We start from the raw sequence: 25,400 nt of genomic DNA on the forward strand, positions 1-25,400 counted from the left end.
GCAGCGCTGAGGGGCGGCAGTCAGCGCTGGGCGTCGGCGGACCGGAGGCCGTCGACGAGGAGGGCCACCATGCGACGGCCGTAGTCGGATTGCTCACCGGGCAGGGGCGCGCACAGCTTGGCCACCGCATAGAGCAGGTCCCGCGGGCTGATTCCGGCGCGGACCGCGCCGGAGGCGGCGGCGGTGTCGAGCAGGGATGCGAGAGCCGGCCCCAGCTTGTCCAGCAGATAGCCGGAGAGGCCGTCGTATGCCGGGTCGCCGCTGTGCAGTGCCGCGGCGAAGCCGCGCTTGGTGGCGACGAAGGCGGCGAGCCGGTCGAGCCACTGCGCCAGGGCGACGCCCGGCTCGTGAGATGCGGCCAGCGCGGGAGCCGCGTCGGCGCAGGCGTCGATCTCGCGCTCGATCACGGCCTTGATCAGGTCGGAGCGCTGCGGGAAATGCCGGTAGAGCGTGCCCACCCCGACGCCGGCCAGGTCGGTGATCTCCTTCGCGGGGGCGTCCACGCCGGAGGTGACGAAGACGGTCTTGGCTGCTTCGAGCAGCGCCTCGACGTTGCGCCGTGCGTCGGTGCGCATCCGGCGCGGCGCCCGCGCGTCGGTGGTGTCGTCGGTCACGATCACTCCTCTTGCTTATCCGGAAAAGCTTTCCGTATATTTTCGGAAAGCCTTTCCGCTTGAGCCACGATACCGCGAGGAGTGGGCCATGCAATACCGCACCCTGGGCCGGACCGGCATCAAGGTCAGCCCGTACGCGCTCGGCGCGCTGATGTTCGCCACGCAGGTCGGCAACCCCGATCCGGCCGAGTCCGTCAAGGTGATCCACAAGGCGCTGGACGCCGGCCTCAACCTGATCGACACCTCCGACGTCTACGGCGATTCGGAGGAGGTCGTCGGCCGGGCACTCGAGGGGCGGCGCGACACCGTCGTGCTCGCCACCAAGTTCGGCCGGCCCACCGGCGCCGATCCGAACCAGCAGGGCGCCTCCCGGCGGTGGATCATGACCGCCGTCGAGAACTCGCTGCGCCGACTGCGGACCGACCACATCGATCTCTACCAGCTCCACAAGCTGGACCCGGACACCGACCTCGAGGAGACGCTCTCGGCACTCACCGACCTGATCCGCGCCGGCAAGGTGCGGGCGATCGGCTCGTCCAACACGCCGGCCGTCGACATCGTCGATGCCCAGTGGCTCGCCGAGCGGCGCGGGCTGGAGCGCTTCCGCACCGAGCAGTTGCCGTACTCGATCCTCAATCGCGGTGCCGAGAACGACGTGCTCCCGGCCGCGCAGCGCTACGGGCTCGGCACGCTGGTGTGGGGTCCGCTCGGACAGGGGATGCTGACCGGCCGGGTGCGCCGGGGCGGAACGAACGACCTGAGCCGCGCTCGCTTCTTCCGGCACCTCAACGACGAGCGCCGCATCGACGTCGTCGAACAGCTGGTCCCGCTCGCCGACGAGGCCGGCCTGCCGCTGACCCACCTCGCCATGGCGTTCACCGTCGCGCACCCGGGTGTGAGCAGCACTCTGCTCGGCGTGCGCACCCTGGAGCAGCTCGACGACCTGCTCGGCGGCGTCGACGTGGCGCTCTCCGACGACGTCCTGGACCGGATCGATGAGATCGTCCCGCCCGGCGCCGACGTCACCCGGCTCGACCAGGCGTACGTGGCCCCGCCCGTGGCCGACCCGGCGCTGCGCCGCCGCCCGCTCGGCGAGCGCGGCACGGCGAAGAGCTAGGCGTCGTTGCGGAGGACCAGGATGGCGATGTCGTCCCGCGGCTCCTCGACGGAGAAGTTGATCGTCGTGGAGCGCAGCCGGGCGGCCATCACCTCGGCGGGGTAGCCGGCCAAGGGCGCGGCAGCGTCGCGCAGGCGGGCGGTGCCGAAAAGCTCTCGGCCGCGGCGGCGTTCGGTCACGCCGTCGGTGTAGAAGATGAGCGAGTCGCCCGGCTGGAGCTCGATCTCGGCGTCCGGGGAGGTGATCGACTCGAGCAGGCCGAGGGCCGTGCCGCCCTCGCCGACGAACGAGGACTTGCCGTCGGCGTGCACCAGCACCGCGCGGTCGTGGCCGGCCAGGTGGAGGCAGACCGAGAGCACCCCGTCGTGGGTCCTGGTCACCTGGGCCATCGCGAGCGTGCAGTACCGCCCGCCGCCGCGCTGGACCAGGGTCTTGTTCACGCGGCAGAGGATCTCGCCCATCGGCTTGCCGTCGTCGACCAGGATGCGGATGACGTCGCGCACCAGGCCGGTCACCGTGGCGGCCTGCACGCCCTTGCCGGACACGTCGCCGACCACGACGATCCAGCTGTCGGGGCCCGAGGGCACCACGTCGTAGAAGTCGCCGCCCACCTCGGAGCCGGTCGGCACGTACTCCGCGGCGAAGCCGACGCCCTCGACCTTGGGCAGCGCGGGCGGCAGCAGCGAGGCCTGGAGCGTACGGGCGACCTTGTGCCGCTCGTCGTGGATGCGCGCGTTGTCGATCGCCAGGGCCGCGCGGCGGGCCACGTCCTCGAGCACGGCGACCTCGTCGGCGTCGTGCCGGATGCGGTGGTGGCGGCCCACGGCGAGCGTGCCGAGCCGGGTGCCGCGGGCGACCAGCGGCACCGCGAAGCCCTCGGTCGGCGCGCCCAGCATCACCTGGGTGCCGAGCCGGGACGCCTCCTCGAGCCGGGCCAGGATCGCGTCGGGGCCGGTCTCGGCGAGCGCGTCGTGCAGCTGGGGCAGCGCGGACTCGTCGGCGTGGGTGGCCGCGGCGAGCTGCAGCCGGCCCCAGGCGTCGGTGGTGTGCACGGCGCACCACTGGCCCAGCCGGGGCACCACGAGCTGGGGGATCAGCGCCATCGTCAGGTTGACGTCGAGCGACTGGGCGAGCAGCTCGCTGGCCTCGGCCAGGAACGTCAGCCACGTCTGCCGCCGCAGGTCGGTGCGGCGCAGGCGGTCGTTCTCGAGGTGCAGCGAGAACCGTTCGGCGACCAGCGTGGCCAGCGGCTGGGCGTATCCCGTGGGGGAGGCGTCCAGCTCGAGCTCGCCCGCGTACGGCCTCTGCACGGTCAGCGGCACCTTGATGGTGTCGGCGTCCTCGCGCGGCGCGCGGCCGTACCGGGCCAGCAGCTGGCGCCCGCCGCCGTCGCCGCGGTCGAGCCGGACCACGCCGCCGGCCGCGCCGGTCAGCCGGGCCAGCTGGGCGAGCAGGTCGGCCGCGTACTCGGCCATGCCCTCCTCGGCGTGCCGCTCGGGGTTGACCTGCAGCAGCGCCGTGAGCGCGCCGACGTTGGGGGTGTCCGTCCGGGGCGTGTTGGCCGTCGCCGGCACCACGGCCGACACCTGGCCCGTGTGAGTGCGCTCGAGCCGGAACCAGACGCCCTTGCCGCTGCCCTCGTGGACCGTGCCCCAGCGGCTCGCGAAGTGGTCGACCAGCAGCAGGCCGCGCCCGCGCTCGGCGACCTCGCCGATGTCCACGCTCTCGTTGCGCGGGCCGATCGCGAGCTGCTCGACCGGGCCGGGCGCGAAGTCGGTGACCGTGACCGTGAGCCCGGTCAGGTCGGCGCGCACCTCGATGTCGAGCTCGGTGTTGGCGTGCACGACCGCGTTGGTGGAGAGTTCGGTCGTCAACAGCAACGCCTCGTTGAGCAGGGCGTCCAGCCCAGCCTCCTCGAGGACCGAGCGCACGAGGGCGCGCGCAGCCGCCGGGGTACGCCGGTCGTTGGGCAGCCGGACGCGCCGGAGCAGCCCACCCGCCGGGGTGTCCGAGATCGCATCGGCCACTGACACGTCTGCATCCTCTCCTGTCGGTGGGCCTGTGCACAAAGTCGTCTCTCGCATTGACCCGGTCGGGCGAGAGAGGATAGGAGCCCCCCGGCGGATGGACAGCGAGTGAGGACAGCATGACCGCGGTCAAGGAAGCCAACGTCGGCATGCCCGACGACACCGCAGTGCTCGGCGAGCTCGCCGAGGCCCTGCGGCGGGTTCGTCGTGGCGATCTCAAGGTGCGGCTGCCGCGCCGCAGCGGGCTGGCCGGCGAGGTCGCCGACGCCTTCAACGAGGTCGTGTCGCTCCAGGAGCGGCAGAATCTCGACCTGCGCCGCATCAGCCGGATCGTCGGCCGCGACGGCCGGCTCACGGAGCGTCTCGACGACGAGGGGCTCGACGGGGCCTGGGCCGACAGCGTCCGCTCGGTGAACGCCCTGATCGACGATCTGGGGCGCCCCACGACCGAGATCTCCCGGGTCATCGTGGCCGTCGCGGAGGGTGACCTCTCGCAGCACATGGCGCTGGAGATGGACGGCCGTCCCCTGCGGGGTGAGTTCCTGCGGATCGGCCGCACGGTCAACACGATGGTCGACCAGCTGTCGTCGTTCGCCGACGAGGTCACCCGGGTGGCCCGCGAGGTGGGCACCGAGGGCGAGCTGGGCGGCCAGGCCGACGTACGCGGGGTGGCCGGCACCTGGAAGGACCTGACCGACTCCGTCAACACGATGGCGTCGAACCTGACCCACCAGGTGCGGTCGATCTCACAAGTCGCGACCGCGATGGCCCGCGGCGATCTGTCCCAGAAGATCACGGTCTCGGCCCGCGGCGAGGTGGCCGAGCTGGCCGACACCATGAACGGCGTGACCGACACGCTGCGGCTGTTCGCCGAGCAGGTGACGAGGGTGGCCCGCGAGGTGGGCACCGAGGGCAAGCTGGGCGGTCAGGCCGAGGTGCCGAACGTGGCCGGCACCTGGAAGGACCTCACCGACTCGGTGAACTCGATGGCGTCCAACCTGACGAGCCAGGTGCGCAACATCGCCCAGGTCTCCACCGCGGTGGCCAAGGGCGACCTGTCGCAGAAGATCACGGTGGCCGCGCAGGGCGAGATCCTCGAGCTCAAGGACACCGTCAACACGATGGTCGACCAGCTCTCCAGCTTCGCCGACGAGGTGACCCGCGTGGCGCGCGAGGTGGGCACCGAGGGCCGGCTGGGCGGTCAGGCCCAGGTCCGCGGCGTCTCCGGCACCTGGCGGGACCTCACCGAGAACGTGAACCAGCTCGCCGCCAACCTCACCGACCAGGTCCGCAACATCTCCCAGGTCTCCACCGCCGTGGCCAAGGGCGACCTGTCGCAGAAGATCACGGTCGACGCCCGCGGCGAGATGCTCGAGCTCAAGAACACCATGAACACGATGGTCGACCAGCTGTCGAGCTTCGCGGACGAGGTCACGCGCGTGGCCCGCGAGGTGGGCTCGGAGGGCAAGCTGGGCGGTCAGGCGCAGGTCAAGGGCATCTCGGGCACGTGGCGCGACCTGACCGACAACGTGAACTACATGGCGTCCAACCTGACGAGCCAGGTGCGCAACATCGCGAGCGTCACCACGGCCGTGGCGAAGGGCGACCTGTCGCAGAAGATCACGGTCGACGCCCGCGGCGAGATCCTCGAGCTGAAGTCGACCGTCAACACGATGGTCGATCAGCTCTCCAGCTTCGCCGACGAGGTGACCCGCGTGGCGCGCGAGGTGGGCACCGAGGGCAAGCTCGGCGGCCAGGCGCAGGTGCGCGGCGTCGCGGGCACGTGGCGCGACCTGACCGACAACGTGAACTCGATGGCCTCGAACCTGACCGGTCAGGTCCGCAACATCGCGCAGGTGTCGACCGCGGTGGCGAAGGGCGACCTGTCGCAGAAGATCACGGTCGACGCGCAGGGCGAGATCCTCGAGCTCAAGAATACCGTGAACACGATGGTCGACCAGCTGTCGTCGTTCGCCGACGAGGTCACCCGCGTGGCGCGCGAGGTGGGCTCGGAGGGCAAGCTCGGCGGTCAGGCCCAGGTCCGCGGCGTCGCCGGCACCTGGCGCGACCTCACCGACAACGTGAACTACATGGCGTCCAACCTGACGGCCCAGGTGCGCAACATCGCGAGCGTCACCACGGCCGTGGCGAAGGGCGACCTGTCGCAGAAGATCACGGTCGACGCCCGCGGCGAGATCCTCGAGCTCAAGGACACCGTCAACACGATGGTCGACCAGCTCTCGAGCTTCGCCACCGAGGTCACCCGGGTCGGCCGCGAGGTGGGCGTCGAGGGCAAGCTCGGCGGTCAGGCGCAGGTCAAGGGCGTTTCCGGTACGTGGCAGGACCTCACCGACAACGTGAACCAGCTCGCGTCGACGCTGACCATCCAGCTGCGCGCGATCGCCGAGGTGTCCACCGCCGTGACCCGCGGCGACCTGACCCAGAGCATCGCGGTCGAGGCGCAGGGCGAGGTCGCCGAGCTCAAGGACAACATCAACCAGATGATCGTCACGCTGCGCGAGACGACCAAGGCGAACGCCGAGCAGGGCTGGCTCGACTCGAACCTGGCCCGCATCGGCGGCCTGTTGCAGGGCCAGCGCGACCTCGGCGAGGTCTGCCGCATGATCATGACCGAGGTGACCCCGCTGGTCGACGCGCAGCTGGGCGCGTTCTTCCTGGTCGACAACGAGCAGGCGGTGATGCGGCTGCGCCTGGCCGCCTCGTACGGCTATGTCGCCCGCAACCACGAGGTGACCTTCGGGCCGGGCGAGGGGCTGGTCGGCCAGGCCGCCGTCTCGCGCCGCACGATCCGGGTCCGCGCCACCCACGACGGCATCCTGACCATGCGCTCGGGGCTGATGTCGATGCCGCCGAACGACCTGGTCGTGCTGCCCGTGCTGTTCGAGGGCGAGATGCTCGGCGTGATCGAGTTCGCCTCGGTGGCCGCGTTCTCGGGCCTGCACCTGACGTTCCTCGAGCGGCTGGTGTCGACGATCGGCATCGCGCTCAACACCATCCAGGCCAACCGGCGTACGGAGGAACTGCTCTCCCAGTCGCAGCGGCTGGCCCGCGAGATGCAGGACCAGTCGGCCGAGCTGCAGCGCACCAACGCCGAGCTGGAGGACAAGGCGCAGCTGCTCAGCGACCAGAAGGCGAACATCGAGACCAAGAACCGCGAGATCGAGCAGGCCCGCCGCGGCCTGGAGGAGAAGGCGCAGCAGCTCAGCCGCGCCAGCGCGTACAAGTCGGAGTTCCTGGCGAACATGAGCCACGAGCTGCGCACGCCGCTGAACTCGCTGCTGCTGCTCGCCCGGCTGCTCGCCGACAACCCCGAGCGCAACCTGACCGAGAAGCAGATCGAGTTCGCCCGCACGATTCACAGCGCGGGCTCCGACCTGCTCTCGCTGATCGACGACATCCTCGACCTCGCCAAGATCGAGGCCGGCCGGATGGACGTCGAGCCCGACCAGGTCGAGTTCGAGGGCGTCCGCAGCTACGTCGAGCAGGCGTTCGCGCCGCAGGCCGAGGAGAAGGGCCTGGAGTTCCGCGTCTGGCTCCAGCCGGGCCTGCCCGAGTCGATCGTCACCGACCCGCAGCGGCTCCAGCAGATCCTGCGCAACCTGCTGTCCAACGCGGTCAAGTTCACCGACACGGGCTCGGTCACGCTGAGCATCTTCGGCGCACCGCCGGAGACGGACTTCGACGTGCCGGCGCTGGCCGGCGCGCGTCAGGTGATCGCGTTCGCGGTCACCGACACGGGCATCGGCATCAGCGACGAGAAGCTGGCGATCATCTTCGAGCCGTTCCAGCAGGCCGACGGCACGACCACCCGCAAGTACGGCGGCACCGGCCTGGGCCTGTCGATCAGCCGCGACCTGGCAGCGCTGCTCGGCGGCACGATCGTGGTGTCGTCCCGGCCGGGCGAGGGCTCGACGTTCACGCTCTACATGCCCGACGCGCTCAACGGCGACGGGGCTCCGCCGCTGAGCCTGCCCGCGCTGCCGTCCACGACGGTGGTGGTGCAGCCCGCGCCGGCGCCGCTCGACTTGCCGCTCATGGAGCTGCCGGTGCTGCACCAGCGCGCCGAGCTCGAGGGCCACGTGGTGAGCCCGGCCAGCCGGCAGCTCGACGGCGCCACCGTGCTGATCATCGACGACGACGTGCGCAACGTCTTCGCGCTGACCAGCGCGCTGGAGATGCACGGGCTCAACGTCCTGTACTCCGACAACGGCGTCGACGGCGTACGCCTGCTGGCCGAGCACCCCGAGGTCGACATCGTGCTGATGGACGCGATGATGCCCGACCAGGACGGCTACGAGACCACCCGGCACATCCGGCGCAACCAGCGCTTCCAGGATCTGCCGGTAGTCTTCCTGACGGCGAAGGCGATGCCCGGCGACCGGGAGTCGGCGCTCGCGGCCGGGGCCAGCGACTACATCACCAAGCCGGTGGACCTCGACGAGCTGATCGAGCTGATGGCCCGCTGGGTGAACGCCGAGACCACGGAGCCGGAGCGGGGCTGACGCCCCCAACGAAAGGATCATGGTGGCGGAGCGCGCGAAGGCCCTGCTGGTCGACGATCGCAGGGACAACCTGCTGGCCCTGGAGGCGATTCTCCAGGGCCTGCCGGTGACCCCGGTGGCGGTCGAGAGCGGTGAGGCCGCGCTCAAGCAGCTGCTCACCGACGACTTCGCGGTCATCCTGCTCGACGCGCAGATGCCGAACATGGACGGCTTCGAGACGGCGAGCCACATCAAGCGGCGCGAGCGCACCCGGCACGTGCCGATCCTGTTCCTCACCGCCGCCGACCGCGACGCCCAGCTCGCGCTGCGGGGCTACGCGGTCGGCGCGGTGGACTACCTGACCAAGCCGTTCGACCCCTGGGTGCTGCGCGCCAAGGTGTCGATCTTCGTCGACCTGTGGACCAAGACGCAGCAGCTCAAGGTCCAGTCCGACGCGACGCGTGAGCGCGACGCGCAATGGCAGCGCCTCACCGAGACCGTCGACGAGGCGGCCCGGGTGCTGCGCTCCGGCGGCGAGGACGCCGCTGCCGAGGCGCTCGCCCTGCTGGAGAAGGCACGCTGGGGCAACTAGACGTTCGCGTACGGGGTGAGGACGCCCGCCAGCAGCTGCCGCAGCACCGACTTCGGCCGCGCGCCGACCAGCCGCTGGGTCACCGAGCCGTTCTGGAAGATCAGCAGGGTCGGCAGCGACATGATCCCGTGCGCGCGGGCGGTTCCCGGGTTGTCGTCCGCGTTGAGCGTGGCGATGACCAGCCGCCCCGCGAACTCCGGCTGCAGCTCGGCGAGCGTGCGGGCCATCGGGCCGCAGGGCGGGCACCACTGCGCCCAGACGTCCACGGCGACGGGGACGGCGGAACCGGCCAGGTACTCGCGGATGGTGGCGTCGGTCAGGCTCGGCAGCTCTGGGTGGGACACGGCAACTCCTCGACGGCTTGCTCCAACTGGGAGCGCAACTGCTGCCGGATCTCGGTGAGCTGCCCGATGTAGCCGTCCACTTCGGCCAGCTTGCGGCGCAGCACGACGACCGAGTCGGGGCACACGTGGCCCTGATCATTTCCGGCTCGCAGGCACGCGACGAAGGGACGGATGTCGTCCAGCCCGAAGCCCGCGGCCAGCAGCGACCGGATCTCGTGCACGACCCGCAACTCGGCGTCGTCGTACTGGCGGTATCCGTTCGCGTCCCGGCCGGCCTGCACGAGCCCGTGCTGCTCGTAATAGCGCAGCGTGCGGGTGCTCGTGCCGGCGCGCGAGGCCAATTCTCCGATCAACATCTCCGGTGCCCCCTCGTCGTCACCCGACGCTAGGCCTTGACACCGATGTCAACGCAACCGTTACGCCGTGCTGCTGATCATCAAGGCGCTGCGCAGGCCCGTGATGTCGAGCACTCGCATGAGGAAGTCGCCGACGTTGGTCAGCGCCAGCACCGCGCGGGCGTGCTGGGCCTTGCGGCTGAGCACCACCAGCGTGCCGAGGCCCTGGGAGTCGCAGAACGTCACCCCGGCCATGTCGAGCACGATGCGGGCCGGCGGATCGGCCAGAGCCTCGTTGACCAGCGTCGACAGCTCCGTGACCGTGAGCACGTCGATCTCCCCGGCGAGGTGGAAGACGACCTCGTCGGGTGCGTGCTCAGCCGTGATCGACAGCTCGGGACGCTCCACCCGGCAAGCCTATCGCCTGTGCGCTTGTTCGGCCCGTTGGGCACGACCGTATGGGGATCTTCCCGACATCACCCTATGTGGCCGTCGATGATCCTGGGGTGATGTGAGGAACCCTCTTGAGATTCTTGTCGGACCGCGCTGACACAATGGGAGACGCTGTGACCACCTCATACCGTGCCGAGGGCCTCCCCTACCCGGAGGACGCCCCGGCCTCCCAGTCCCTGTTCGATCGCGCCAAGGTCATCGTGCCCGGCGGGGTCAATTCACCCGTGCGTGCGTTCCGAGCGGTCGGCGGCACGCCCCGATTCATGGCCCAGGGCTCGGGCCCGTGGCTCACCGACGCCGACGGCCGGCGTTACGTCGATCTGGTCTGCTCGTGGGGCCCGCTGATCCACGGCCACGCCCACCCCGAGGTCGTCGCGGCGATCCAGTCGGCCGCGGCGCGGGGCACCAGCTTCGGCACCCCGACGGCCGGCGAGGTCGACCTGGCCGAGGAGATCGTGCGGCGGACGCCCGTCGACGAGGTCCGCCTGGTCAACTCGGGCACCGAGGCCACCATGTCGGCGATCCGGCTGGCCCGCGGCTACACGGGCCGTCCCAAGATCGTGAAGTTCGCCGGCTGCTACCACGGCCACGTCGACGCGCTGCTGGCCGCGGCCGGCTCCGGGGTCGCGACGCTGGGCCTGCCCGACTCGCCCGGCGTGACCGGCGCGGCCGCGAGCGAGACGATCGTGCTGCCCTACAACGACCTCGCCGCGGTCGAGGAGGCGTTCCGGCTCGACGGCGCCGACATCGCCGCGGTGATCACCGAGGCCGCGGCCGGCAACATGGGCGTGATCGCCCCGCGCGAGGGCTTCAACCAGCGGCTCGCCGAGATCGCCCACGCGGCCGGCGCGCTGCTGATCGTCGACGAGGTGATGACCGGCTTCCGCGTCTCGGCCGGCGGATGGGCCGGGCTCGACCCGGTCGACGCCGACCTGTTCACGTACGGCAAGGTCATGGGCGGTGGACTGCCCGCTGCGGCGTTCGGCGGCCGTCGCGAGATCATGTCTCGGCTCGCCCCGGCCGGCCCGGTCTACCAGGCGGGCACGCTCTCCGGGAACCCGCTGGCCTGCGCGGCCGGGCTCGCCTCGCTGCGGCTCGCCGACGACGGGGTCTACAAGCGGCTCGACGAGCTCTCCGCGACGGTCGGCGCCCTGGCCTCCGACGCGCTGAGCACCGCGGGCGTCGCGCACCGGCTCTCGTACGCGGGCAACATGTTCTCGATCTTCTTCACGGCGTCCGAAGTGTTCGACTACGAGTCGGCCAAGACCCAGGACGCGGGCGCGTTCAAGGCGTTCTTCCACGAGATGCTGGCGCGCGGCGTCTACCTGCCGCCGAGCGCCTTCGAGTCGTGGTTCGTCTCGGCCGCGCTCGACGAGCAGGCGCTCGAGCAGATCGCCGAGGCGCTGCCGCATGCGGCGCTGGCGGCAGCGGGGGGAGCAGCACAGTGAGCGAGCCGACGCGGACGACCGTGCACGTGCTGCGGCACGGCGAGGTCTTTAACCCGAACAAGATCCTCTACGGCCGCCTGCCGGACTTCCACCTCTCCGAGCTCGGCAACCAGATGGCCAAGGCCGCAGCCGAGGCGCTCAAGGACCGCGACGTGACCCACGTGGTGGCCAGCCCGCTGGAGCGCGCGCAGGAGACGGCGGTCCCGATCGCCGCCGAGTTCGACCTCGACATCGCCACCGACACGCGGCTCATCGAGAGTGCCAACTTCTTCGAGGGCAAGAAGGTCTCGGTCGGCGACGGCGCGTTCAGCAACCCGCGGCACTGGTGGGTGCTGCGCGACCCGATCACGCCGTCGTGGGGTGAGGCCTACCTGGTCATCGCCCAGCGGATGTTCGCCGCCGTGCAGGCCGCCCGGGTCGCGGCCGAGGGTCACGAGGCGGTCTGCGTCTCGCACCAGCTCCCGATCTGGACCCTGCGGCGTTATATAGAGAAGAAGCGTCTCTGGCACGACCCCCGCCGCCGCCAGTGCGGCCTGGCGAGCCTCACCTCGTTCCGCTTCGAGGACTCGAGGGTCGTCGGCATCGACTACACCGAGCCCGCCGCGCACCTGGTGGCGCTCTCCGCGACAGCCAAGACCGCCAAGGGAGCTTGACCATGCGCCGCCTCGCCGCCGTCCTGGCCGCCGCCGCACTGACGGCCGGTGCGCTGGCCGGATGCAGCGGGGACGACAACTGGGCCAAGAAATGCTCCACCGCCGCCGGCGTGGTCGAGTGCGCGCCCGACCAGCGCACGGCGGTCAAGGAGGTCAAGGGCGAGCTGCTCGACGGCGGGCAGTACGACCTGGCCCAGGACCGCGGCAAGGTCGTGGTGGTCAACTTCTGGGGTTCCTGGTGCAACCCCTGCCGGGCCGAGGCCGACGACCTCGAGAAGACGTACCAGGCCACCAAGGCCAAGGGCGTCACGTTCATCGGCGTCAACTCGCGCGACGACAAGGACGCGGCCCGCGAGTTCGAGCGCGGCCGGGTGACGTACCCCAGCATCTACGACTTCGACGGCAAGGTCGGTCTCCAGTTCGACGTGACCCAGGTCGCCACCCCGGCCACGCTGGTCATCGACCGGCAGGGCCGGATCGCGGTCGCGCTGCGCCAGGCCACCACGGTCACGCAGCTGCAGCCGCTGGTCGAGAGGGTGGCCGCGGAGGGGAACGGCTGATGGGGCAGAGCTTCGCGGCCATCGCCGGCACCGGTCCGCTGCTGCTGGCGATCGGCGTCGCCGTGCTCGCCGGCCTGGTGAGCATCCTCTCGCCGTGCGTGCTGCCGCTGGTGCCGGGCTACCTGTCCTACGTGACCGGCCTGGCCGGCTCCGACCTGGACGCCGGCGCCGACAAGGCGCCGGTCGGCGGCGGAAGCGTGCAGACGCTGGCCAGGCCGCAGAGCCGCCTGGCCGGCAAGGGCCGCGTGCTCGCCGGCACCAGCCTGTTCGTGCTCGGCTTCATGGTCGTGTTCACGCTGCTCACCACGGCGGTCGCCAACCTGACCTTCCTGGTGCGCCACCAGGACGTGCTCAACATCGTGCTCGGCGTGCTGATCATCGGGCTCGGGGTGGCGTACCTGGGCTGGATCCCCGGCCTGCAGCGCGAGGCCCGCATCACCCGGCTGCCCGCCGCCGGCCTGCTGGGCGCGCCTGTGTTCGGGGCGATCTTCGCGTTCTCCTGGATCCCGTGCGTCGGCCCGACCCTCGGGGCGGTCATGCTGCTCGCGTCGACCAGCGGGGAGACCAGCCGGGCCGTGATCCTCGCGGTGGCGTACAGCCTCGGTCTCGGCATCCCGTTCGTGCTGTTCGGCCTCTTCTTCCGCAAGCTGCTCGGCGTCTTCCGCGCGGTGCGCCGCAACAGCCGCTGGGTCACCCGCGTCGGCGGCGTGCTGCTGATCCTGGTCGGGCTCGCGCTGGTCACCGGCGGGTGGGACCACTTCCTGGTGTGGCTCAAGGTCACCTTCGACTTCGGAGGGGAGACCCTGCTGTGACGATCACCGAGGAACGCCGGGCTCCGGCCGCTCCGCCACCGCGCCGCACCAACCGGCTGTGGGCGCTGCTGCGCAACTCGTGGCGCCAGCTCACCAGCATGCGTACGGCCCTGGTCCTGCTGTTCCTGCTGGCGATCGCGGCGATCCCCGGCTCGGTCTTCCCGCAGCGCGCGGTCAACGCCGAGCGCGTGACGCAGTACTACCGGGCGCACCCGCAGCTCGCGCCGTGGCTGGAACGGCTCGGCGGCTTCGACGTGTACGCGTCGCCGTGGTTCGCCTCGATCTACCTGCTGCTGTTCACGTCGCTGATCGGCTGCATCGTGCCGCGGATCGCCGACCACCTGCGCGCGCTGCGCCAGCCCCCGCCGGACGCCCCGAAACGCCTCGAGCGCCTCCCGCAGCACGCCGAGCCGTGGGCGCGCGCCGGCGAGCCGGCCGGGGTGGCCCGCGACATCGCGAGCGGCCTGCGCCGCGGCCGGTTCCGCACCAAGGTGCGCGAGCACGCCGACGGCTCGTGGACGGTCTCGGCCGAGAAGGGCACCCTCAAGGAGACCGGCAACCTGCTCTTCCACTCGGCCCTGATCGCCGTGCTGCTCGGGGTGGGCTTCGGGCACTGGTACGGCTGGCACGCCAACCGGATCCTGGTGGGCGGCGCCGACCAGGGCTTCTGCAACACCCTCACGCAGTACGACGACTCGACGCTCGGCCCCCGCGTCGGGCCGGGCGACCTGCCGAACTTCTGCATCAAGCTCAGCGACTTCGACGCCACGTTCCAGAGCACCGGCCAGCCCAGGACGTTCTCCGCGACCGTGCAGGTCAGCGAGGACAACGGGCCCGCCGAGACCCGCAAGTTCACGGTCAACGACCCGCTGCGGCTCGACGGGGCGAACGTCTACCTGCTCGGGCACGGATACGCGCCGGTGCTCAAGTTCACCGACCGCTACGGGGTCGCGCAGACCAAGGTCGTGCCGTTCCTGCCGATCGATGCCATGCAGACCAGCGAGGGCGTCGCCCAGTTCCCCGACGTCAACATCGACCCGAAGACCGACAAGCGCGACCCGACGCTGCAGATGGGCTTCGAGGGGCTGTACCTGCCGACCTCGCCCAGCGACGGCGGCGCGCGGTCGGCGTTCCCGGCCGAGAACAACCCGGTGCTCTACCTCAGCGCGTACCGCGGCGACCTCGGCCTCGACGTGGGCACGCCGGGCTCGGTCTACTCGCTCGATGCGGGCCAGATCGCGAGCGGCGACCTCAAGAAGATCAGCGGCGCCCGTCCGCACGCGCTCAAGCTCGGCGACACCTGGACGCTCGACGACGGCACCAAGCTGGAGTTCGTCGGCACCCGCCCGTTCGCCACGCTCTCGATCCGGCACGACCCGACGCAGCTGCTCGTGCTGGCCGGAGCGGTGGCCGGGCTCATCGGGCTGATGTTCTCGCTGTCCGGGCGCCGGCGGCGGGTGTGGTTCCGGGTCCGGCCGAATGCCGCCCTCGCCGGGTCGGGGGACGCCCCCGGCGGTACGTTGGTGGCGGCCGGTGGACTGCCGCGTACCGACTATCCCGGTTTCGCCGAGGAGTTCAAGCAGCTTGTGAAGGCCGCCGAGGAAGGGAAAACCTGATGGCGGAGTTGTCGAACCAGTTGATGGCGGCCGCCGTCCTGGCCTACCTGATCGCGATGGTCTGCTACGCCGGGGAGTACGCGTTCGGCAAGCGCAGCCGCATCGGCCGCGCCGCGGTCCGCCCGGCGGAGGCGAAGCAGCTGGTCGGCGCGGGCGGCCCGGTGCCCGACGACGTCGTCTCGGCGCCGGTGGCCGAGAACCGGCCGGCCCGGCGCGACCGCGGCGAGCTGATCGGGCGCATCGCGGTCGGCGTCAACCTGCTCGCCGCGCTGCTGCACCTCGGCGGCCTGGTCACCCGCGGCATCGCGGCCGACCGGATGCCGTGGGGCAACATGTACGAGTACATCCTGTCGACCACGTTCATCGCCTCGGCGGTGTGGATCGGCGTCGTGCTGGCCCGCCCGGCCGTACGGCACCTGGGGCTCTTCGCCTCGCTGGCGCTGGTCGTCATGCTCGGCGCGGCCAGCATGATCGCGTACACCCCGGTGGGGCCGCTGGTGCCGGCGCTGCACTCGTACTGGTTCGTCATCCACGTGTCGACGATCATCATCGGCTCGGGCATCTTCCTGATCGGCGCGGTGCCGGCCGCCATGTACCTGATCCGCGACGGGTACGACCGGGGCAAGCGCAGCTTCCCCTACACGCTGGGCAAGCGCGTGCCCGAGGCGGTGGCCCTCGAGCGGCTCACGTTCCGGCTGCACGCGTTCGCGTTCCCGCTGTTCACCTTTGGCGCGCTGATCGCGGGACCGATCTGGGCCGAGGCGTCGTGGGGCCGTTACTGGGGCTGGGACCCCAAGGAGGTGTGGGCGTTCATCTCGTGGATCGTCTACGCCGGCTACTTGCACGCCCGGGCCACGCCCAGCGTGAAGCGCACGGTGGCCACCTGGATCGCGCTGGTGGGCTTCGTGACCATGCTGATGAACCTGTTCGGCGTCAACCTGTTCTTCGAGGGCCTGCACTCGTACGCGAACGCCGGCTGACGCTCAGCCCGGCGCCGGCGCCGCCGATCGGGGCCTGCCGCAGTCGCCGGCCGTCCACGTGTCGTACCGGGTCAGCCAGTCGAGGCAGAAGCCGCCGCCCAGCCGGCGCTGCGCCGGGTCGGTGCCGGTCAGCGTGAACACGTCCTCGCGCCAGAAGCGGGCCTCGCCGCCGCCGGGCGGGCGCAGCCGCACGTTGTCGACCATCACCGGCGGCACGTCGACCAGCCCGGGCGAGCCGGAGTCCACGTGCACCTCCACGTACTGCTCGACGGTCGCGGTCTGGCCGAGCGGCAGCCGCTGGGCGGTGAGCAGGTTCCACCGGTCGCCCCACCACAGCCAGGCGCTCCACGTCCCGCCCGAGTCGGCGTGCAGGTCGATCCACACCTTCTCGCCGGGCCGCAGCGGGTACTGCTCGTAGAACTGCCAGGTCTTGGTGTTGGTGTTGAACGTGTAGACCTGCTGGCGGCCGGGTGCCGCCCAGCCGGTCTCGGCCCAGCCCGCCTCGAGCCAGGCGATGGCGCCGCGGCCCTGGGCGCGCTTGGCCATGAACCGGCCGGCCACGAAGTCGTACGACCGGGGCCGGATCGACCCGTCGACCACCGACATCCGTCCCGAGACGCCGGACCACTCGCCGCCCGTGTTGGCGCCCAGGTGGTGATAGCCGCTCGGGGTGAAGCCCTGCTCGCCGCGGCGGGCGAACCGCACGCCCGACTCGAGGACGTGGCCCGCAGCCCGGCACGCCCCCTCGCTCGCCGGTCCGGCCGGCTCGCTCGGCGCCCGCGTCGAGGCGCGGGCCGGCGGGCAGGCCGGCAGCCGGCCGCTCCGCGCGGACGTGTTCTCCGATCGCGGGCCTGCGGAAACGGCCGGGGCGGCCACGGTCGGCGCGGCGATCACGCCGGCCAGGGCGCACCAGAGCGCCGCGTTGCGGATCTTCACCTGCACCTCGCCTGCGCCATGGACCAATCGACCACTCAACGCGAATCGGACATCGTGAGTGACGGTGATCGCCTGCGTTCGGAACTGTCGGTCAGGTGAGCGAGACTTATGGCCATGGCGTCTCGTGGGTTTCCCTATGAAGATCTGCAGAGCTTCCTCGGCGCTCTCGAGGCGGCGGGTGAGCTGCGACGGATCACCGTCCCGGTCGACCCGACCCTGGAGATCAGCGAGGTGGTGACGCGCACCGTGCGGGCCGGCGGCCCGGCGCTGCTTTTCGAGCGGCCCACCCGCGGCTCGATGCCCCTGGCGATCAACTTGTTCGGCACCGAGAAGCGCATGGCCATGGCGCTGGGGGTCGACCACCTGGACGAGGTGGGCGACCGTATCGGCGCGCTGACCAAGCCGGAGCTGCCGGTCGGCTGGTCCGGCATCCGCGAGGGCCTCGGCAAGGTGCTCCAGCTCAAGTCGCTGCCGCCGCGCAAGGTCAAGTCGGCGCCCTGCCAGGAGGTGGTGCTCAAGGGCGACGAGGTCGACCTCGATCTGCTGCCCGGGCTGCAGATCTGGCCCGGAGACGGGGGCATCTACCACAACTTCGGGCTCACCCACACCAAGCACCCGGAGACCGGCAAGCGCAACCTGGGCCTCTACCGGCTGCAGCAGCACTCCCGGAACACGCTGGGCATGCACTGGCAGATCCACAAGGACTCGACCGCCCACCACGCGGTGGCCGAGCGCCTCGGGCAGCGGCTGCCGGTGGCCATCGCGATCGGCTGCGACCCGGTGGTCAGCTATTCGGCGTCCGCGCCGCTGCCGTCCGACATCGACGAGTACCTGTTCGCCGGCTTCCTGCGGGGCGAGCGGGTCGAGATGGTCGACTGCCTCACCGTGCCGCTCCAGGTGCCGGCCCAGGCCCAGATCGTCCTCGAGGGCTACCTCGAGCCCGGCGAGCGGCTGCCCGAGGGCCCGTTCGGCGACCACACCGGCTTCTACACCCCGGTCGAGCCGTTCCCGGTGCTCCACATCGAGTGCATGACCATGCGCAAGAAACCGATCTACCACTCGATCATCACGTCGCAGCCGCCGCAGGAGGACCACGGCCTCGGCAAGGCCACCGAGCGCATCTTCCTGCCGCTGATCAAAATCCTGATCCCCGACATCGTCGACTACGACCTGCCCTCGGCCGGCGTCTTCCACAACTGCGCGATCATCTCGATCCGCAAGCGCTACCCCAAGCACGCGCAGAAGGTCATGAACGCGGTCTGGGGCGCCCACTCGCTGGCGATGACCAAGCTGATCGTGGTCGTCGACGAGGACTGCAACGTCCACGACTACAACGAGGTGGCGTTCCGCGCGTTCGGCAACGTCGACTACAGCCGCGACCTGCTGCTCACCGAGGGGCCCGTCGACCACCTCGACCACGCGTCCTACCAGCAGTTCTGGGGCGGCAAGGCGGGCATCGACGCCACCCGTAAGCTGCCCGGCGAGGGCTACTCGAGAGGCTGGCCCGAGGAGATGGCGATGTCCCCCGAGGTGGTCAGCCTGGTGGACAAGCGCTGGAAGGAGTACGGCATATGACGGCGCTCGCGGCGGTCCCCGAGAAACCGGGCCGGGTCAAGGCGTTCCTGCGGCTGGTCGCCATCGAGCACTCGGTGTTCGCGCTCCCGTTCGCCTATCTGTCCGCGGCCGTCGCGCTGGACCGGCTCGGCACGGGCATCCACTGGGTCGACCTGCTGCTGATCACCGTCGCCATGGTGTCGGGCCGCACCTTCGCCATGGCGGCCAACCGCATCCTCGACCGCAAGATCGACGCGCTCAACCCGCGGACGCGGAACCGTGAGCTCGTCACGGGCGCCGTCTCGCTGCGGACGGCGTGGACCGGCGCCGCCGTCTCGCTGGTCGTCATGGCGCTCGCGGCCGGCCTGCTCAACTGGCTGTGCCTGGTGCTGTTCCCGCTCGCCGTGATCCCGCTGGTGATCTATCCGTACGCGAAGCGGTTCACCAACTTCCCGCACTACGTGCTCGCGCTGGCCCAGGCGGTCGCCCCCGTCGGCGCCTGGCTGGGCATCACCGGCACGTTCGACGGCTCCGGCCCCGCCTGGTTGCTCGGCGTCGCGGTCGGCCTGTGGATCGGCGGCTTCGACATCATCTACGCCTGCCAGGACGTCGAGGTCGACCGCAGCATCGGCGTGCACTCCACCCCGGCCCGCTTCGGCGTCCGTACGGCGTTGCACATCTCCACGGCCACCCACGTGGTGACGTTCGCGCTGTTCGTCTGGTTCGGCCAGCTCGCCGGGCTCGGCTGGCTGTGGTGGGTGGGCCTGGCCCTGACCGCGGCCGCCTTCGCCTACCAGCACATCGTCGTCACCCCCACCGACCTCTCCAAGGTCAACCGCGCGTTCTTCACCGCGAACGGCTTCGTCGGCATCGCCCTGTTCGTCTTCGCGCTGCTCGACCTCGTCCTGCTGTGACCCGCCCCGCACCGGCGCGGCCGCGGGTGCCGGAAAAGCTGTAACCGTTCACGCAGCGATCTCCGTCTAACCCGCGTGAGCAACCACGAGGCCGAGTTCCGCGAGTTCGTCGGCGCGCAGATGGAGTCGCTGCGCGGGCTCGCGTACCTCACGTGCGGGGACTGGCAGGTGGCCGAGGACGCGGTCCTCTCGGCGCTCGCCCGGCTCTACGTGAAGTGGGGCCGGGTCGACAAACCGGACGCGTACGCCCGTACGGCCGTGGTCCGCGCGGCGATCGACGAGACACGGCGGCCGTGGTGGCGGCGCGAGCAGTCGCACGGCCACGCGATGCCCGAGCTCGCGGCGCCGGACGAGATCCCGAACGCCGACGATCGCGTGCACCTGCGCCGGGCGCTGCTGCAGGTGTCGCCCAAGCACCGGGCGGTGCTGGTGCTGCGCTTCCTGGAGGGGCTCAGCGTGCCCGAGACGGCGGCGGCGCTGCGCTGCCCGGAGGGGACCGTCAAGGCGTACACGTCCCGCGGTCTCGAACGACTGCGCCGGGTCCTCGGCGTGGACCTGCGCCTGGACGAGCGGACGGAGGCCCGGTCATGAAGCTGTCTGACCTGCTGGAGACCGTACGCGACGACGCGCCGCCGGCTCGCTACACCGTCGACGACTTCGTCGCCGCGGGGCGCCGCCGCAAGCGGCTGCGCAACGCCGGGTGGGGGGCTGTGGCCGTGGTGGCTGTGGTCGCCGCGATCGGGGTGCCGCAGACCCTCACCCGGCGAGCGAGCGAGCCGGCAGTCGTGCCGGCGCCCGTGCCGTCGGCGGGCAGCCCGTCGGTGGCGGAGCACACGTTCACCGGATACACCGCGGGCCCGTTCCGGGTGCTCGACCCGGAGACTTGGCGGCTGGACGGGGAGACCACGGTGATCGAGCGGGACGGCGTGCCGGTGGGCGTGCTCGACGTCCTGCACCCGGGCGTGGACCCGTACGGCAGCACGGTGAGCAACTTCGAGAGAACCGACACCGACCCGGTGAACGGACGACCCGCGTACGTCCGCCGCGGCACCGATCAGCCGAACATCGTGGATCTCGTCTGGGAGTACGCGGACGGCGCCCTCGCCTCCGTGCGAACGTCCGGCAAGATGTCGCCGGCGGACATGCGGATGGTCGCGGAGGGCTTCTCCCTTGCTCCGCCGCGCGCGGTGCGCACTCCGTTGAGCACGTCGTTCCTGCCGCAGAGCTATCACCTGGTGCAGGCAAGCGCGGACGCGGTCCAGGCGTACGCGTACTTCCAGCTCGACGACGAGATCAGGATGCGGCTGGGGGAGCCGGACTACAGCGACCCCCTCGTCCCGCCCGCCACCCACGCCCCGCGGGGCTTCATCGGCCTCCAGCTGCTTCCGCGGGACAGGACAGCGCTGAGGCCCGCGACCGATCAGCCCGTCTGCAAGCGGACCGCCGGGTTCGAGCTGTGCGTGCGGCGGGTGGCGGCCGATCGCTTCGTCCAGGTCAGCGGCGGTGACTATCTGACCAGAGCGCAGGTGCTGCGAATCCTCGGCGGTGTCACCGTCGCCGACGTCGCCGACCCGTCCGCGTGGCGGCCGGTCGGTGAGGCATTCCCCGCAACGGCGCAACCTCTGAAGTGACCACAGGGCACACTTGAGGCATGCGTGAACCCTGGGTCGTCGGTGTCTCGGGTGCCTCGGGCACGCCCTATGCCCGGGCGGTGCTCACCGCGCTGCTCGACGCCGGCGAGTCGGTCGACCTGGTGATCTCACGGGCGGCCCGGTTGACGATCCTCGACGAGACCGGCGCGTCCGTCCGCGACGCGCACTGGAAGGAGGACGTCGGCTCCTGGCTCGGGCGCGACCTGGGCGACCTGTCCTACTGGCCCGCGGGCGACCTCGCGGCCGGGCCGAGCAGCGGGTCCTACCCGGCCAAGGGGATGATCGTGGTGCCGGCCAGCACGGCCGCGTGCGCGGGCATCGCGATCGGCCTGTCCAAGGACCTGCTGCAGCGCGCGGCCGAGGTGAACCTCAAGGAGCGCCGGCGTACGGTGATCGTTCCGCGCGAGACGCCGGTCACGCGCAGTCACCTCGAGCACCTCATCGCCCTGCACGACGCCGGGGCCGTCGTCCTGCCCGCCAGCCCGGGTTTCTACGGCTCCGGAGCGCAGGCGACGGCGCAGCAACTCGTCGATTTCGTGGCGGGCAAGGCGCTGGACGCGCTCGGCGTGGAGCACACGCTGCTGACCCGGTGGAAGGGCGAGCTGAACGCTCAGCGCAACCCGTTGGGCGGGCCGTAACCCATGCCGGGGTTGGCCGGGCCGGAGTTGCGGGGCCGGTTGGCGGCGTCGTCCTCGCGCATCTCCTCGACCACGCCGTCGCCTTCCAGCAACGCGCGGACCTCGGACTCGCGGAACCGGCGGTGGCCACCCGGAGTACGGATGCTGCCGATACGCCCGGCGGCGGCCCAGCGCGTGACCGTCTTCGGGTCGACGCGGAACAGCGCGGCCACCTCGCCTGGCGTCAGCAGACGATCTCCAGTGTCCACAGCCCCCTCCTCGCGTCGGTCTTATTGGAGCGGCCGTGATCACGGTGAGTGTCGGCGTGCTCGATCGGGACGTAAAGCCATTAGAGCATCGCCCCGGAACCGAGTCCCTGGAATGCGGAAAAAGCCCTAATTGCGACAGTGATCGTTATCCTGCCGCCCATTCGCCGCTACCGGGCGTGAGTGGTGATCTGCCACCCGTTTAGGGTCATCACCATGGACTCCATCGACCTCCGGCTGATCGAGCTGCTACGGGAGAACGCCCGCTCGTCGTACGCCGAACTCGCCCGGCAGGTCGGGCTGTCCGCGCCGGCCGTGCACGAGCGGGTCGGCAAGCTCGAGGCGGCCGGCACGATCCGTGGCTACCGCGCCGAGGTCGACCACGAGGCGCTGGGGCTGGGCGTCACCGCGCTCATCGGCATCATCGAGGACTCGGGCGCCGACACCGACGACGTGCTCGCCGCCGTGCGGGCGATGCCCGAGGTGGAGAGCTGCTATTTCATGGCGGGCGTGGAGTCCTACCAATTGACCGTACGGGTCGGCACGATCGCCGAGCTCGAACAGCTCATCGTGCGCATCAACCGCACGCCGGGAGTCGCCTCCACCCGTACGGCCATCGCCCTGTCGACGAAATGGGAGAACCGGCCGCAGCCCGGCGTGGCCTGACGCGGCCCCTCACAAGCCCGCTGCGCCGCTCAATCGGCGCGCTTGGGGTGTGGATCACCAGACCGCTCCGCCAGGCCCGGATAGTCGATCACGAAGCCGTCCTCGTCGATGGTGAGGTCGGCGCTGAACGTCTCGCTCGCGTAGCGCACGCGGCCCTCGCCCAGCACGGTGTAGATCTGGTCGGCCTGCACCACCTCGAGGCTCGGCGGCAGCACCCAGGCGACGCTGAGCCGGTGCGCGACGCCGGTGTCCGCGGCCGCCGGCCGGTGCAGCCCGAGGCGGCGGATCGGCAGCGTGCTGGTCAGCGGGGAGCCGCCCAGGTCGACGTCGAAGGCGCCGTAGAGCAGGTCGGGGTCCTCCGTGCCCGGCAGGCCCGCCCCGGCGTGCCCGGCGGCGGTGAGCACCGCGTCGAGGTCGCCCTGCTCCGAGGTGGTCGCCCGCCAGCGGCCCGCGGCCAGCTCCAGCCGCACGCTGCGGGCCCAGCCGGCGCCCTCGGCCGACACGTCGAGGTGCGCGGTCGTCCAGCCGGGATCGGTGCTCAGCTCGTAGCGGCAGGTGTAGGGGATCGGGTCGATGGCCAGCGCCGTGCCGCGGGCATAGAGGCCCTTCGAGGCGTTGATCAGGGCGTGCTCGGAGCCGGCGGTGTCCGTGCGGTGCCAGAACAGGGAGGCGGGCAGCAGCGACATCCCTCCTGTGTACCCGGTCGCGCCTGCCCGCAAAAGCCGATCGCCCGGCACTGCGAGCAGCGCCGGGCGATCGGGGAAGGGTGCGTCAGTAGGTGCGAGCCGGGCGCGGGGCGCCGAAGCGGCCCGCGGGGCCCTCACGGCGGTCGTTGCGCGGAGCGGAGTCGCGGCGGAAGCCGCCGGCACGCTCGCCGTTGCGGCCGAAGCCACGCTCGCCACGCGGCCGGTCGCCGAAGCCACCACGGTCGCCGTAGCCGCCGCGGTCGCCCGAGCCCGAACCGGCCCGGTCGCCGTAGCCGCCGCGGTCACCCGAGCCCGAACCGGCCCGGTCGCCGTAGCCGCCACGCTCCGGGCGGTCGCCGTACGAGCGCTGCGGGCGGTCACCGCGGGAACGGTCGCCGTAGCTGCCGCGCTCGCCGGCCGGACGGTCACCGTAGGACCGCTGCGGACGGTCACCGGCGGGCCGGTCGTCGAAGGAACGCTGCGGACGGTCACCGTACGAGCGCTGCGGACGGTCACCGCGCGGGCGGTCGCCGTACGAGCGCTGCGGACGGTCACCGAAGCGGCCCCGCGACCGGTCGCCACGCTCGCGGCGGGGCTCCGGCTCGTCGACCACGGGAACGCCGCTCGGCTCGCGGGCGCCGGTGATCTCGGCCAGCTTCTCGTCGCCCAGGCGCACCCGCGTCTCGGCCGGCGCGACACCGGCCTTGGACATCATGGCCTGGGTGCTGCGGCGCTGCTTGGGCAGCACCAGCGTGACGACCGCGCCGGACTCGCCGGCCCGGGCGGTGCGACCGGCCCGGTGCAGGTAGTCCTTCGGGTCCTTCGGCGGGTCCACGTGCATGACCAGCGAGATGCCGTCGACGTGGATGCCGCGGGCGGCCACGTCCGTCGCCACGAGGACGTTGGTGCGGCCCTCCTTGAACTCGGCGAGCGTGCGGGTGCGGACGCGCTGGGTCTTGCCGCCGTGCAGCGCGCCGGCCCGGACGCCGACCTGCCGCAGCTGCTCGTGGAGCCGGTCGACGCCCATCTGGGTGCGGGCGAAGACGATCGTCTTGCCGGTCCGGTTGGCGATCGACGCGGTGATCGGGAACTTGTCGTGCGGCGGGATCAGCAGCAGGTGGTGGTCCATGGTGGACACGCTGGCCTCGGCCGGGGCGGTCGAGTGCGTCACCGGGTCGTGCATGAACCGCTTGACCAGCGCGTCGACGTCACCGTCGAGCGTGGCCGAGAACAGCAGCCGCTGAGCGCCCTCGGGCGTCTTGGCCAGCAGGTCGGTGACCTCGGGCAGGAAGCCCATGTCGGCCATCTGGTCGGCCTCGTCGAGGACGGTGACCTCGATGTCGTCGAGCTTGCAGGCGCCCCGCTCGATCAGGTCGCCGAGGCGGCCGGGCGTGGCGACGATGACCTCGACGCCGCGGCGCAGCGCGTCCATCTGACGGTCGTACGGAACGCCGCCGACCGCGGTCTTCAGGAACACGCCCACCGAGCGGCCCAGCGGGGTCAGCGCGTCGGCGACCTGCATCGCCAGCTCGCGCGTCGGCACCAGGATCAGGGCCTTGGGGTGGTGCGGGCGGGCGCGGCCGCCCTTGGCGACGCGGGCCAGCAGCGGCAGGCCGAACGCCAGCGTCTTGCCGGAGCCGGTCTGACCGCGGCCGAGCACGTCACGGCCGGCCAGCGCGTCGGGCATGGTCGCGGCCTGGATCTCGAACGGGGTGGTGATGCCCTCGCGGCTGAGCACGCGGACCAGCTCGGCCGGCAGGCCCAGCTCGGCGAAGCTCGGCAGCGCCGGAGCCTCGGGGGCCTCGATCGCCTCGGGGGCCTCGATCGCCTCGGGCGCCTCATCTGTGACGGAGGTCTCGCCGACCGGCGCCTCGGTGGGGGCGCTCTCGGTGGCGGCAGGGGTCTCGACGGTGGACTGCTCGTCGGCGGTACGGGTTTCGAAAACGGACGGGAACGTGCTGGGATCAGCGAAAGTGGTCAAGAGAACCTCTCTACGGGGGCGCATGCTCGCGAATGGCCCCGCCGCGGCTGAAGGAAGCCGGCCGCTGAAATGCCC

24 protein-coding genes are annotated in these 25,400 nt (G+C 71.4%); 15 read left to right on the plus strand and 9 right to left on the minus strand.

Annotation, left to right across the window (positions count from 1 at the left end; translation table 11 throughout):
- Positions 1-20: 20 nt before the first annotated feature.
- Complete coding sequence (locus ACSNN8_RS14420) at positions 21-614, minus strand: TetR/AcrR family transcriptional regulator (RefSeq protein ID WP_436649684.1); 594 nt, start codon at positions 612-614, stop codon at positions 21-23.
- Positions 615-702: 88 nt separating this feature from the next.
- Between ACSNN8_RS14420 and ACSNN8_RS14425 the strand changes: the two genes are divergently transcribed.
- Positions 703-1,731, plus strand: coding sequence for an aldo/keto reductase (locus tag ACSNN8_RS14425; RefSeq protein WP_436649685.1), 1,029 nt, complete (start codon positions 703-705; stop codon positions 1,729-1,731).
- Here the strand turns inward: ACSNN8_RS14425 and ACSNN8_RS14430 are convergent.
- Positions 1,728-3,764, minus strand: a complete 2,037-nt coding sequence (locus tag ACSNN8_RS14430; RefSeq protein WP_436649686.1) for a SpoIIE family protein phosphatase — start codon at positions 3,762-3,764, stop codon at positions 1,728-1,730. The genes ACSNN8_RS14425 and ACSNN8_RS14430 overlap by 4 nt on opposite strands.
- A 113-nt stretch (positions 3,765-3,877) precedes the next feature.
- On the opposite strand from ACSNN8_RS14430, the gene ACSNN8_RS14435 reads away from it, so the two are divergent.
- Both ACSNN8_RS14435 and ACSNN8_RS14440 read left to right on the plus strand, forming a co-directional pair.
- A complete protein-coding gene (locus ACSNN8_RS14435; protein WP_436649687.1) occupies positions 3,878-8,281 on the plus strand; it encodes a HAMP domain-containing protein in 4,404 nt (1,467 codons plus the stop codon).
- Between the two features lie 22 nt (positions 8,282-8,303).
- Positions 8,304-8,852 (plus strand): response regulator, encoded by a 549-nt coding sequence (locus ACSNN8_RS14440; protein WP_436650721.1) that lies wholly within the window; start codon positions 8,304-8,306, stop codon positions 8,850-8,852.
- On the opposite strand, the gene ACSNN8_RS14445 is transcribed toward ACSNN8_RS14440, so the two are convergent.
- The 3 genes from ACSNN8_RS14445 to ACSNN8_RS14455 are packed head-to-tail and all read right to left on the minus strand — an operon-like array spanning position 8,849 to position 9,939.
- Entirely contained in the window at positions 8,849-9,196 is a 348-nt protein-coding gene (locus ACSNN8_RS14445; protein WP_436649688.1) for a thioredoxin family protein, read from the minus strand. The two genes, ACSNN8_RS14440 and ACSNN8_RS14445, sit on opposite strands and share 4 nt — an antisense overlap.
- Positions 9,169-9,552, minus strand: a complete 384-nt coding sequence (locus ACSNN8_RS14450) for a MerR family transcriptional regulator (protein ID WP_436649689.1) — start codon at positions 9,550-9,552, stop codon at positions 9,169-9,171. The genes ACSNN8_RS14445 and ACSNN8_RS14450 overlap by 28 nt, the downstream gene beginning before the upstream one ends.
- 60 nt (positions 9,553-9,612) lie before the next feature.
- Entirely contained in the window at positions 9,613-9,939 is a 327-nt protein-coding gene (locus ACSNN8_RS14455; protein ID WP_436649690.1) for an STAS domain-containing protein, read from the minus strand.
- A gap of 146 nt (positions 9,940-10,085) precedes the next feature.
- Between ACSNN8_RS14455 and hemL the strand changes: the two genes are divergently transcribed.
- The 6 genes from hemL to ccsB are packed head-to-tail and all read left to right on the plus strand — an operon-like array spanning position 10,086 to position 16,053.
- Positions 10,086-11,432, plus strand: a complete 1,347-nt coding sequence (hemL, locus tag ACSNN8_RS14460) for a glutamate-1-semialdehyde 2,1-aminomutase (RefSeq protein ID WP_436649691.1) — start codon at positions 10,086-10,088, stop codon at positions 11,430-11,432.
- A complete protein-coding gene (locus tag ACSNN8_RS14465) occupies positions 11,429-12,085 on the plus strand; it encodes a histidine phosphatase family protein (RefSeq protein ID WP_436649692.1) in 657 nt (218 codons plus the stop codon). The genes hemL and ACSNN8_RS14465 overlap by 4 nt, the downstream gene beginning before the upstream one ends.
- 2 nt (positions 12,086-12,087) lie before the next feature.
- Entirely contained in the window at positions 12,088-12,645 is a 558-nt protein-coding gene (locus tag ACSNN8_RS14470; protein ID WP_436649693.1) for a TlpA disulfide reductase family protein, read from the plus strand.
- On the plus strand, positions 12,645-13,457 hold the full coding sequence (locus tag ACSNN8_RS14475) for a cytochrome c biogenesis CcdA family protein (protein WP_436649694.1): 813 nt from the start codon (positions 12,645-12,647) through the stop codon (positions 13,455-13,457). The genes ACSNN8_RS14470 and ACSNN8_RS14475 overlap by 1 nt, the downstream gene beginning before the upstream one ends.
- On the plus strand, positions 13,454-15,073 hold the full coding sequence (resB, locus tag ACSNN8_RS14480; protein WP_436649695.1) for a cytochrome c biogenesis protein ResB: 1,620 nt from the start codon (positions 13,454-13,456) through the stop codon (positions 15,071-15,073). Before ACSNN8_RS14475 ends, resB begins: the two co-directional genes overlap by 4 nt.
- Entirely contained in the window at positions 15,073-16,053 is a 981-nt protein-coding gene (gene ccsB, locus ACSNN8_RS14485) for a c-type cytochrome biogenesis protein CcsB (RefSeq protein ID WP_436649696.1), read from the plus strand. The genes resB and ccsB overlap by 1 nt, the downstream gene beginning before the upstream one ends.
- A gap of 3 nt (positions 16,054-16,056) precedes the next feature.
- On the opposite strand, the gene ACSNN8_RS14490 is transcribed toward ccsB, so the two are convergent.
- Positions 16,057-16,989 (minus strand): hypothetical protein, encoded by a 933-nt coding sequence (locus ACSNN8_RS14490; RefSeq protein WP_436649697.1) that lies wholly within the window; start codon positions 16,987-16,989, stop codon positions 16,057-16,059.
- 114 nt (positions 16,990-17,103) lie between these two features.
- On the opposite strand from ACSNN8_RS14490, the gene ACSNN8_RS14495 reads away from it, so the two are divergent.
- The 5 genes from ACSNN8_RS14495 (at position 17,104) to ACSNN8_RS14515 (ending at position 21,747) form a co-directional block, all read left to right on the plus strand.
- Positions 17,104-18,564: a menaquinone biosynthesis decarboxylase gene (locus tag ACSNN8_RS14495; RefSeq protein ID WP_436649698.1), complete on the plus strand. Its 1,461-nt coding sequence runs from the start codon at positions 17,104-17,106 to the stop codon at positions 18,562-18,564.
- Positions 18,561-19,457 carry a menaquinone biosynthesis prenyltransferase MqnP gene (gene mqnP / locus ACSNN8_RS14500; RefSeq protein WP_436649699.1) on the plus strand — a complete coding sequence of 299 codons (897 nt, stop codon included), beginning with the start codon at positions 18,561-18,563 and terminating at the stop codon, positions 19,455-19,457. Before ACSNN8_RS14495 ends, mqnP begins: the two co-directional genes overlap by 4 nt.
- A gap of 75 nt (positions 19,458-19,532) precedes the next feature.
- The gene (locus ACSNN8_RS14505) at positions 19,533-20,048 is read left to right on the plus strand and encodes a SigE family RNA polymerase sigma factor (protein WP_436649700.1); all 516 of its coding nucleotides are present in this window, start codon (positions 19,533-19,535) and stop codon (positions 20,046-20,048) included.
- The gene (locus ACSNN8_RS14510; protein ID WP_436649701.1) at positions 20,045-21,088 is read left to right on the plus strand and encodes a hypothetical protein; all 1,044 of its coding nucleotides are present in this window, start codon (positions 20,045-20,047) and stop codon (positions 21,086-21,088) included. The genes ACSNN8_RS14505 and ACSNN8_RS14510 overlap by 4 nt, the downstream gene beginning before the upstream one ends.
- Positions 21,089-21,108: 20 nt before the next feature.
- Entirely contained in the window at positions 21,109-21,747 is a 639-nt protein-coding gene (locus tag ACSNN8_RS14515; protein ID WP_436649702.1) for a UbiX family flavin prenyltransferase, read from the plus strand.
- On the opposite strand, the gene ACSNN8_RS14520 is transcribed toward ACSNN8_RS14515, so the two are convergent.
- Positions 21,720-21,995, minus strand: a complete 276-nt coding sequence (locus ACSNN8_RS14520) for a BldC family transcriptional regulator (RefSeq protein WP_436649703.1) — start codon at positions 21,993-21,995, stop codon at positions 21,720-21,722. The genes ACSNN8_RS14515 and ACSNN8_RS14520 overlap by 28 nt on opposite strands.
- A 213-nt stretch (positions 21,996-22,208) precedes the next feature.
- Between ACSNN8_RS14520 and ACSNN8_RS14525 the strand changes: the two genes are divergently transcribed.
- Positions 22,209-22,658, plus strand: coding sequence for an Lrp/AsnC family transcriptional regulator (locus tag ACSNN8_RS14525; protein WP_436649704.1), 450 nt, complete (start codon positions 22,209-22,211; stop codon positions 22,656-22,658).
- 29 nt (positions 22,659-22,687) lie between these two features.
- Here ACSNN8_RS14525 and ACSNN8_RS14530 read toward each other — a convergent pair whose 3' ends face one another.
- Both ACSNN8_RS14530 and ACSNN8_RS14535 read right to left on the minus strand, forming a co-directional pair.
- Complete coding sequence (locus ACSNN8_RS14530) at positions 22,688-23,344, minus strand: putative glycolipid-binding domain-containing protein (RefSeq protein ID WP_436649705.1); 657 nt, start codon at positions 23,342-23,344, stop codon at positions 22,688-22,690.
- An 85-nt stretch (positions 23,345-23,429) separates the two neighbouring features.
- Positions 23,430-25,325: a DEAD/DEAH box helicase gene (locus ACSNN8_RS14535; RefSeq protein ID WP_436649706.1), complete on the minus strand. Its 1,896-nt coding sequence runs from the start codon at positions 25,323-25,325 to the stop codon at positions 23,430-23,432.
- Between the last annotated feature and the right edge of the window lie 75 nt (positions 25,326-25,400).

This window comes from Actinoplanes sp. URMC 104 (genome assembly GCF_051386375.1).
Lineage (GTDB): Bacteria > Actinomycetota > Actinomycetes > Mycobacteriales > Micromonosporaceae > Actinoplanes.

Bases quoted from the DNA above. Each gene is read 5' to 3' on its own strand.
- ACSNN8_RS14525 (WP_436649704.1), top strand. From the start codon at position 22,209: ATGGACTCCATCGACCTCCGGCTGATCGAGCTGCTACGGGAGAACGCC.
- ACSNN8_RS14515 (WP_436649702.1), top strand. From the start codon at position 21,109: ATGCGTGAACCCTGGGTCGTCGGTGTCTCGGGTGCCTCGGGCACGCCC.
- ccsB (WP_436649696.1), top strand. From the start codon at position 15,073: ATGGCGGAGTTGTCGAACCAGTTGATGGCGGCCGCCGTCCTGGCCTAC.
- ACSNN8_RS14425 (WP_436649685.1), top strand. From the start codon at position 703: ATGCAATACCGCACCCTGGGCCGGACCGGCATCAAGGTCAGCCCGTAC.
- mqnP (WP_436649699.1), top strand. From the start codon at position 18,561: ATGACGGCGCTCGCGGCGGTCCCCGAGAAACCGGGCCGGGTCAAGGCG.
- ACSNN8_RS14435 (WP_436649687.1), top strand. From the start codon at position 3,878: ATGACCGCGGTCAAGGAAGCCAACGTCGGCATGCCCGACGACACCGCA.
- ACSNN8_RS14475 (WP_436649694.1), top strand. From the start codon at position 12,645: ATGGGGCAGAGCTTCGCGGCCATCGCCGGCACCGGTCCGCTGCTGCTG.
- hemL (WP_436649691.1), top strand. From the start codon at position 10,086: ATGGGAGACGCTGTGACCACCTCATACCGTGCCGAGGGCCTCCCCTAC.
- ACSNN8_RS14510 (WP_436649701.1), top strand. From the start codon at position 20,045: ATGAAGCTGTCTGACCTGCTGGAGACCGTACGCGACGACGCGCCGCCG.
- ACSNN8_RS14495 (WP_436649698.1), top strand. From the start codon at position 17,104: ATGGCGTCTCGTGGGTTTCCCTATGAAGATCTGCAGAGCTTCCTCGGC.
- ACSNN8_RS14450 (WP_436649689.1), bottom strand. From the start codon at position 9,552: ATGTTGATCGGAGAATTGGCCTCGCGCGCCGGCACGAGCACCCGCACG.
- ACSNN8_RS14470 (WP_436649693.1), top strand. From the start codon at position 12,088: ATGCGCCGCCTCGCCGCCGTCCTGGCCGCCGCCGCACTGACGGCCGGT.
- ACSNN8_RS14530 (WP_436649705.1), bottom strand. From the start codon at position 23,344: ATGTCGCTGCTGCCCGCCTCCCTGTTCTGGCACCGCACGGACACCGCC.